The 8,067-nt window shown below is 71.8% G+C and carries 6 protein-coding genes; 5 read left to right on the top strand and 1 reads right to left on the bottom strand.

Annotated features, from left to right (window positions below; genetic code table 11):
* Both HMPREF3099_RS02810 and aspS read left to right on the top strand, forming a co-directional pair.
* Positions 1–625, top strand: a 625-nt coding sequence (locus tag HMPREF3099_RS02810) for an NUDIX domain-containing protein (RefSeq protein WP_141761954.1), incomplete at its 5' end; no start/stop codon positions are given.
* A 261-nt stretch (positions 626–886) separates the two neighbouring features.
* Positions 887–2,716 (top strand): aspartate--tRNA ligase, encoded by a 1,830-nt coding sequence (gene aspS / locus HMPREF3099_RS02805; protein ID WP_070703747.1) that lies wholly within the window; start codon positions 887–889, stop codon positions 2,714–2,716.
* Positions 2,717–2,749: 33 nt separating this feature from the next.
* Here aspS and HMPREF3099_RS13235 read toward each other — a convergent pair whose 3' ends face one another.
* On the bottom strand, positions 2,750–3,577 hold the full coding sequence (locus HMPREF3099_RS13235) for a GNAT family N-acetyltransferase (protein WP_070703745.1): 828 nt from the start codon (positions 3,575–3,577) through the stop codon (positions 2,750–2,752).
* A 53-nt stretch (positions 3,578–3,630) separates the two neighbouring features.
* Between HMPREF3099_RS13235 and HMPREF3099_RS02795 the strand changes: the two genes are divergently transcribed.
* The 3 genes from HMPREF3099_RS02795 to HMPREF3099_RS02785 all read left to right on the top strand — a co-directional run.
* The gene (locus tag HMPREF3099_RS02795; protein WP_083323433.1) at positions 3,631–5,031 is read left to right on the top strand and encodes a replication-associated recombination protein A; all 1,401 of its coding nucleotides are present in this window, start codon (positions 3,631–3,633) and stop codon (positions 5,029–5,031) included.
* 150 nt (positions 5,032–5,181) lie between these two features.
* On the top strand, positions 5,182–6,222 hold the full coding sequence (locus tag HMPREF3099_RS02790; RefSeq protein ID WP_237769713.1) for an ABC transporter permease: 1,041 nt from the start codon (positions 5,182–5,184) through the stop codon (positions 6,220–6,222).
* A 64-nt stretch (positions 6,223–6,286) separates the two neighbouring features.
* Positions 6,287–8,067: ABC transporter substrate-binding protein (locus HMPREF3099_RS02785; RefSeq protein ID WP_070703741.1), on the top strand; the 1,781-nt coding region annotated here is incomplete at its 3' end.

Here is an 8,067-nt window from a genome sequence, read left to right as displayed (position 1 = left end):
CGAGGTGACCGACCTCGGCGCGGGCGCCGAGCGGGTGCTCCACGACGGCGCGCGCTACCCCGTGGTGGGGGCCGACGTGGCCCTGCAGGACGGGACCGCCTGGCGCGAGTGGACCCGTCACCCGGGGGCAGTGGCCGTGCTGGCCACCCGTCCGGTGACCGGCGAGCCCGGCGAGGTGGAGGTCTACCTGGTGCGCCAGTACCGGCACCCGGTCCGCACCACGGCCTGGGAGGTGCCGGCCGGTCTGCTCGACCAGCCCGGGGAGCCGATGCAGGCCGCCGCGGCCCGTGAGCTGGCCGAGGAGGCCGCCCTCACCGCCTCGCGCTGGGTGACGCTCGTGGACTTCCACACCACCCCCGGCGGGTCCGCGGAGGCCATCCGGGTGTTCTGGGCCACCGACGTGGAGGACGTGGCCGAGGACTCCTTCGAGCGCCAGGGCGAGGAGGCCGAGATGACTGGCCACTGGGTGCGCCTGTCCGACCTGCTCGATGCGGTGCACGCCGGTGGGGTGCACAACCCGAGCACCGTCATCGGGGCCCTCGCCCTGGACCGCGTGCTCCACCGCGGGGCGCCCACGCGCCCGGCCGACGCGCCCTACGAGGTGGGTCCGCTCGGGCACCGCTGAGGGCCCGCGGAATCGATTGGCACACCAGCCGGCCCGACTGGCAGAATCCGCCGCATCGGCGAGGGCGGAGTGACGACCCGCGGGATCCTGCCGATCGCGCGTCCGGCGGACCGACGAGAGGCCGGGCGTCCTGCCCGGCGAAGGTGTGGTGGCACCGCGACCTGGCCCCCGCCCACACCTCCCGGGCTGCCGTTCCCCCTCACGGACGGCACCCCTCGGGGCGGCGTCCGTGACGGGAGACCCGACCCGAAAGGACGACCCATGCTCCGCACCCACCAGGTCGGCACGCTCCGCGCCGAGCACGCCGGCCAGACCGTCACCCTCACCGGCTGGGTGGCCCGCCGCCGCGACCACGGTGGCGTGGCCTTCCTCGACCTGCGCGACGCCTCCGGCGTGGCCCAGGTGGTGGCCCGCGACGAGGTCCTCGAGTCCGGTGGCGCCCACGACCTGCGCAACGAGTACGTCGTGCGCATCACCGGCGACGTGCGCGTGCGCCCCGACGGCAACGTGAACCCCGACCTGCCCACCGGCGAGGTCGAGGTCGTGGCCGGCGAGCTCGAGGTGCTCAACCCCGCCGCGCCCTTGCCGTTCCAGATCGACGAGCGCGTCGAGGTGGGCGAGGAGGCCCGCCTGAAGCACCGCTACCTGGACCTGCGCCGCCCGGGCGCCCGCTCCGCCGGTGCCGCCCTGCGCCTGCGCAGCAAGGCCAACGCCGCCGCCCGCCGCGTGCTGGAGGGCCACGACTTCGTGGAGGTCGAGACGCCCACCCTGACGCGCTCCACCCCCGAGGGCGCCCGCGACTTCCTCGTGCCGGCCCGCCTGGCCCCCGGCAGCTGGTACGCCCTGCCGCAGAGCCCGCAGCTGTTCAAGCAGCTGCTCATGGTCGGCGGCATGGAGCGCTACTACCAGATCGCCCGCTGCTATCGCGACGAGGACTTCCGCGCCGACCGCCAGCCGGAGTTCACCCAGCTCGACATCGAGATGTCCTTCGTCACCCAGGACGACGTCATGGCCCTCGGCGAGGAGATCGCCCAGGAGGTCTGGGCCCTCATCGGAGTGGACGTGCCCACCCCGATGCCGCGCATGACCTACCGCGAGGCGATGGAGAAGTACGGCTCGGACAAGCCCGACCTGCGCTTCGACCTCACCCTCACCGACTGCACCGAGTTCTTCGCCGACACGCCCTTCCGCGTGTTCCAGGCGCCGTACGTGGGCTCGGTCGTCATGCCCGGTGGTGCGAGCCAGCCGCGCAAGCAGCTCGACGCCTGGCAGGAGTGGGCCAAGCAGCGCGGCGCCAAGGGTCTGGCCTACGTGCTCGTCGGCGAGGACGGCGAGCTGTCCGGCCCGGTGAGCAAGAACATCTCCGAGGAGGAGAAGGCCGGCATTGCCGCCCACGTGGGCGCCAACCCCGGCGACTGCATCTTCTTCGCCGCCGGCCCGGCCAAGGAGGCCCGCGCCCTGCTGGGTGCGGCCCGCCTGGAGATCGGCCGCCGCTGCGGCCTCATCGACGAGGACGCCTGGTCGTTCCTGTGGGTGGTGGACGCACCACTGTTCGAGCCGGCCGCCGACGCCGTGGCCTCTGGTGACGTCGCCGTGGGCGAGGGCGCCTGGACCGCCGTGCACCACGCCTTCACCTCCCCGAAGCCCGAGTGCATGGACACCTTCGACACCGACCCGGGCGAGGCCCTGTCCTACGCCTACGACATGGTCTGCAACGGCAACGAGATCGGCGGTGGCTCCATCCGTGTGCACCGCCGCGACGTGCAGGAGCGCATCTTCAAGGTCATGGGCCTGTCGACCGAGGAGGCGCAGGAGAAGTTCGGCTTCCTCCTGGAGGCGTTCTCCTACGGCGCCCCGCCCCACGGCGGCATCGCGTTCGGCTGGGACCGCGTGGTGGCCCTGCTCTCGGGCAGCGACTCGATCCGCAACGTCATCGCCTTCCCGAAGTCCGGTGGCGGCTACGACCCGCTGACCGACGCCCCGGCGCCCATCTCCGCGCAGCAGCGCGAGGAGGCCGGTGTGGACTTCGAGCCCGAGGAGGACGAGGACGCCGCGCAGGACACCTCGGAGGTGGCCCCGGCTACGAGCTGAGCGCCGGCCGCGCCCATGGTTGGCCCGGCGCCCTCAGCAGCAGCCGGCCGTGGCCCCGTGCCACGGCCGGCTGTCCCATGCCCAGGCGGTCTCGTAGCCGATCGACCGGTAGAGCGCCCGGGCGGTGTCGTTGTCGCTGTACATGCCCAGGGTGCAGACGCCGGTGCGCCGGACCTCGGCGAGTGTGAGCGACTCCGTCACCAGCCGGCCCAGCCCCTGCCCGCGGGCATCCCCGCGGGTGACGATGCCGGCCAGGTGCGGCACCTCGTCGGTGAAGGGCTGGCTCGCCCCGAGGGCCAGCAGCGGCCCCTGGGTCGGCCGGCCCTCCAGCGCGCCCTCGCGCACGCCCTGCCACAGGGTGCTCAGGCCAGCGCCGGGTTCGCCCTCGGCGGTGGGGGACCACTGCTCGGAGAAGGCCGCCATCTCCGCGGCGTCGGAGGCGTCGTCGAGGGTGACCACGGCGTCGAGGCCGAGGCGGCCACCGGAGGTCGGGGCGGACGAGACGGCGGGGGAGCTGGTGCGTGGCGCGGTCACCCACATCCAGTCCCAGCGCCCGCCGGGCTCGATGCCGTGCGCGTCGAGCAGGTGCCCGTGCTCGGCCGGCACGCTGATGCCCTCGGCGCCCCACTCGGCCAGCAGGTCGTCGAGGACCTCGTGCACCAGGGCCTCCATCCCGGCGCGCGCTCCGAACAGGAAGGCGCTGCGCCGCACCCGGCCGAGGCGGTGACGCACCCGGAGCGTGGCGACGGCACCCCGGTGCTCCAGGGCGGGGGCGGGGAGATCGGCGGGCACGCCCCAGCGCACGTAGGGGTCGTGGCCCGAGGCCTCGAGGAGTTCTGCACGGGTCCGGATCTGGCGCACGGGCGCAGTGTGCCACCGGCGTCGCCCAGGTGTGCGCCACCTACGCTGGGGGCATGACCGACACCCCCGACCTGTTCAGCACCGCCGGCGGGGGAGCCGGCACCGGGGGAGGGCAGGCCGTGCCCGGCGCGGACTGGAACCCCGACGAGCCGCTCGCCGCCCGCCTGCGGCCCCGCTCCCTCGACGAGGTGGTCGGCCAGCGGGAGGCGCTGGCCCCGGGGAGCCCCCTGCGCCGCCTCATCGAGGGCCGGCAGGGCGTGGCCGGGTCGTCCTCGGCGATCCTCTGGGGACCGGCGGGCACCGGCAAGACCACGCTCTCGCGCCTGGTGGCCGATGCCGCGGGCCGCACCTTCGTGCAGCTCTCGGCCGTCACCGCCGGGGTCAAGGACGTGCGTGCGGTGATGGACGCCGCCCGGCGGGAGAAGGCGATGTACGGCCGGCAGACCGTGCTCTTCCTGGACGAGATCCACCGGTTCACCAAGGCCCAGCAGGACGCCCTGCTGCCGGGCGTGGAGGACCGCACCGTCATCCTCGTGGCCGCCACCACGGAGAACCCCAGCTTCACAGTGGTGACCCCGCTGCTGAGCCGCTCGATCCTCGTGCGTCTCACGAGCCTGGCCGACGAGGACGTGCGCACCCTGCTGGAGCGCGCCGTGGCCGACGAGCGGGGTCTGGCCGGGAGGTTCGCCCTCACCGACGAGGCCCGTGACGGCATCGTGCGGCTGGCCGGGGGAGACGGGCGCCGTGCGCTCACCACGCTGGAGGCGGCCGCGGGCGCCGCGGAGTCCGCCGTGCCACCGGGCGCCGAGGGGGACGACCCGGTGGAGATCGCCGCAACGCACGTGGAGCAGGCGCTGGACACGGCGGTGGTGGGCTACGACCGGGACGGTGACGCGCACTACGACGTGACGAGCGCCTTCATCAAGTCGATGCGGGGCTCGGACGTGGATGCCGCCCTGCACTACCTGGCCCGGCAGATCGAGGCGGGGGAGGACCCGCGTTTCATCGCGCGTCGCGTGGTCATCGCCGCCAGCGAGGACGTGGGCATGGCCGACCCCGCGGCCCTGCAGACCGCCGTGGCCGCGATGCACGCCGTGGCGCAGATCGGCATGCCCGAGGCGCGGATCGTGCTCGCCCAGGCCGTGGTGCACGTGGCTCTCGCGCCGCCCTCGAACGCCGTCTACACCGGGATCGACGCGGCGCTGGCCGACGTGCGGGCCGGCAAGGGACGTAGCGTGCCGCCCCACCTGCGTGACGCGCACTACTCCGGTGCGGCGTCGCTGGGCCACGGGGTGGGCTACCAGTACGCGCACGATGCCGACGGCGGTGTGGCCACCCAGCAGTACCTGCCCGAGGACCTTGCTGACGCCAGCTACTACCGGCCCACCGGGCGGGGTTTCGAGGCCACCCTGGCCGAGCGGTGGCAGCGCCTGCGGGCCCGTCTGCGCCGCTGAGGGATCCCGCGGCGCCGGCCGCAAGGTGTAGGCCGCGTCACGGCTACGTCACGAATCGGTTACAGCCTGACGCGTTCTCTGGCGGAGACACTCTCGGGTCCACATGATGGGCGTGCCCAAGCGGGCACGACCATCACCGAGGAGACATCAGTGCAGAGCCTGGACGACTCGAAGCTCTCCCGCGACGCCGACCCGGCCACCGCGACGCCGGCGACTCAGGACGGCGGAACGACCGCGGCCGCGACGGCCTCGACGCGCTTCGAGACCAAGACGCCGACCCAGATTGCCCTGCGGCGCCTGGCGTACGACAAGGTCGCGATGATGTCGCTCGGCTGTGCGCTGACCTTCGTGCTCCTCGGCCTGTTCGCGGGGACCATCAACAACCTGCGCGGTGTGGACCCCCTGGTGGGAGACACCAACCTTATCGACGTGGGCGGCTACCCCCTGTTCACCGCCAGCTGGGAGTACCCCTTCGGCGTCGACACCGGGAACGGCCGTGACCTGCTGGGGCGCTGGCTGCTCGGCATCCGCCCGTCGCTGATCATCTCGGTGACGGCCGCTGTGGCCGTCACGGTGATCGGCACGACCTTGGGCCTGCTGGCTGGCTACCTCGGCGGCATCGTCGACAACATCGTGTCCTTCCTCATCGACGTGGTGCAGTCCCTGCCCTTCCTGCTCTTCGCCATCGCCCTGGTGCCGATCGCCGTGAACCGCGTCGCGGGGATCAAGGGCGGGTTCATCCCCGACGATCAGGTGGCCGACATCCGCTTCTGGGTGCTCACCGTGGTGCTCATCCTGTTCGGCTGGCCCGGTCTGGCCCGCCTGGTGCGTGGTGAGGTCATCTCGATGCGCGAGCGCGAGTACGTGCAGGCCGCCCGGGCTCTGGGCGTCCCCACGGGCCAGATCCTCCGCAAGGAGATCCTGCCCAACCTGCTCAGCCCGATCATCGTCTCGCTGACCACCGCGATCCCGGCGTTCATCGCCGCCGAAGCCGGTCTGTCCCTGCTCGGGGTCGGCCTGCGCGAGCCGGCCGTCTCCTGGGGTCTGACCATCCAGGGTGCGCAGCACTCGTTCATGCAGCACCCGCTCTACCTGTGGATGCCGGTCATCGGACTCTCCCTCCTCGTGCTCTCGCTCAGCCTGCTGGGCGATGCCGTGAACGACGCGTTCAACCCCCACACCCGTCGCTGACCGTCGGTCACGACCTCACACACGTCCCCGGACTCACCGGGGCGCCCAGAAGGAGATACCCACCATGCGACTCACCCAGTTCGCAGCCGTCGCGGCCGTCGGCTCCCTGACCCTTGCGGCGTGCGGCGGCGGTAGCCCGTCGGACAACAACCAGAGCCAGACCGGTGGCGGTGACACGACCTCCGGTGGTGGCGAGACCACCTCCGGTGGTGGCGAGACCACCAGCGAGGCGCCCAAGGAGGCCTCCGCCGGCATGGTGCCGGACGCCAAGGGTCCGGCCAAGGAGGTGGAGGGTGCCAAGAAGGGCGGCACCCTGAAGATCCTCTCCGCGGCCGCCCCGGCCACCTTCGACCCGTCCGCGCAGTTCTACCAGGACGTCAACGCGATCATGAACCTCACGACGCGTCGCCTGACCCAGTACCGCACCAACGCCGACGGCACCTCCGAGCTGGTCCCGGACCTGGCCACCGACCTGGGCACCGAGTCCAAGGACGGCAAGACCTGGACCTTCACCCTCAAGGACGACCTGAAGTACGAGGACGGCTCGCCGATCACCGCCGAGGACGTGGCCTACGGCATCAAGCGCTCGTTCGCCCAGGAGGAGCTGCCCGGCGGCCCCACCTACCAGAACGAGTACTTCAAGGACGGTGACAAGTACAAGGGTCCCTTCCAGGACGGTGAGGACTTCGCCGGCGTGACGGTCAAGGACGAGAAGACCATCGAGATCCACCTCAAGCAGAAGTGGCCGACCTTCCCCTACTTCGCCGCCTTCACCCAGATGTCGCCGATCCCCAAGGACAAGGACACCAAGGAGAAGTACGGCGACCACCCGCTGGCCACCGGCCCGTACAAGTTCAAGGAGTACCAGAAGGGCGCCCGCCTGGTCCTGGAGAAGAACGACCAGTGGACCGCCGACTCCGACCCGGCCCGCCACCAGTACCCGGACACCATCGAGTTCACCTTCTCCGGTGACTACGACGCGTTCGGCCAGCAGATCGCGGCGAGCAACGGCCCCGACGCCACCTCGCTGATGTACGACGGCGTGCCCGGTGGTGTGGCCCAGCAGTTCCAGGGTGAGCTGAAGGACCGCTTGGCGAGCAACTCCAGCCCGTGCGTGTCCTACGTCTCCATGGACACCCGCAAGATCCCCCTGGAGGTCCGCAAGGCGGTCGCCGCCGCGTGGCCGTACGACCAGATCCGCAAGGCCGCCGGTGAGACCGAGCTGGACTTCGACCCGGCCACGTCGTACATGTCCACCTCGGTGCCGGGCTTCAAGCCGGAGCCCTCGGAGAACCTGCCCGGTCAGGGCCAGGGTGACCCGGAGAAGGCCAAGCAGATGCTCAAGGACGCCGGCAAGGAGGGCTTCGAGCTGTCCTACTACTACTCGGTGGACAACCCGGTGGCCCAGAAGACCAACACCGCCCGGAAGCAGGCTCTCGAGAAGGCCGGCTTCACGGTGAAGGACCAGGGTGTGCCGCGCGCCGAGATGCGCGAGCTCATCGCCAAGACCGACGCCGACACCAACATGATGATGGGCCCGGCCGGCTGGTGCTACGACTGGCCGCAGGGTGACGCCGTGTACCCGGCCATCTTCCTGGGCTCCTCGCAGCTCTCCGGCCACTCGGTCGGCTTCCTCAAGGAGGCCGGTCTGGACAAGGAGATGAACCGCATCAAGGCCCTCCCGGCCGAGAAGCAGGGTGCGGAGTGGTCGAAGTTCGACAAGAAGGTGCGTGACGAGTTCCTGCCGGCCATCCCGACGGACGCCAGCAAGGCCAACGCCATCTTCGGCACCAAGGTGCACAACGTGAACATCGACCCGAACCTGGGCATGCCGGACCTCGCCGG

The organism is Kytococcus sp. HMSC28H12 (assembly GCF_001816045.1).
Taxonomy (GTDB): Bacteria; Actinomycetota; Actinomycetes; order Actinomycetales; family Dermatophilaceae; genus Kytococcus; species Kytococcus schroeteri.
Note: the sequence above shows the minus strand (reverse complement) of the source record. Positions and strands in the feature narration are given on the sequence as shown.

What these genes read in the sequence shown, in the direction of transcription:
- HMPREF3099_RS02795 (WP_083323433.1), top strand. Translation starts at nt 3,631, where the DNA reads ATGACCGACACCCCCGACCTGTTCAGCACCGCCGGCGGGGGAGCCGGC.
- aspS (WP_070703747.1), top strand. Translation starts at nt 887, where the DNA reads ATGCTCCGCACCCACCAGGTCGGCACGCTCCGCGCCGAGCACGCCGGC.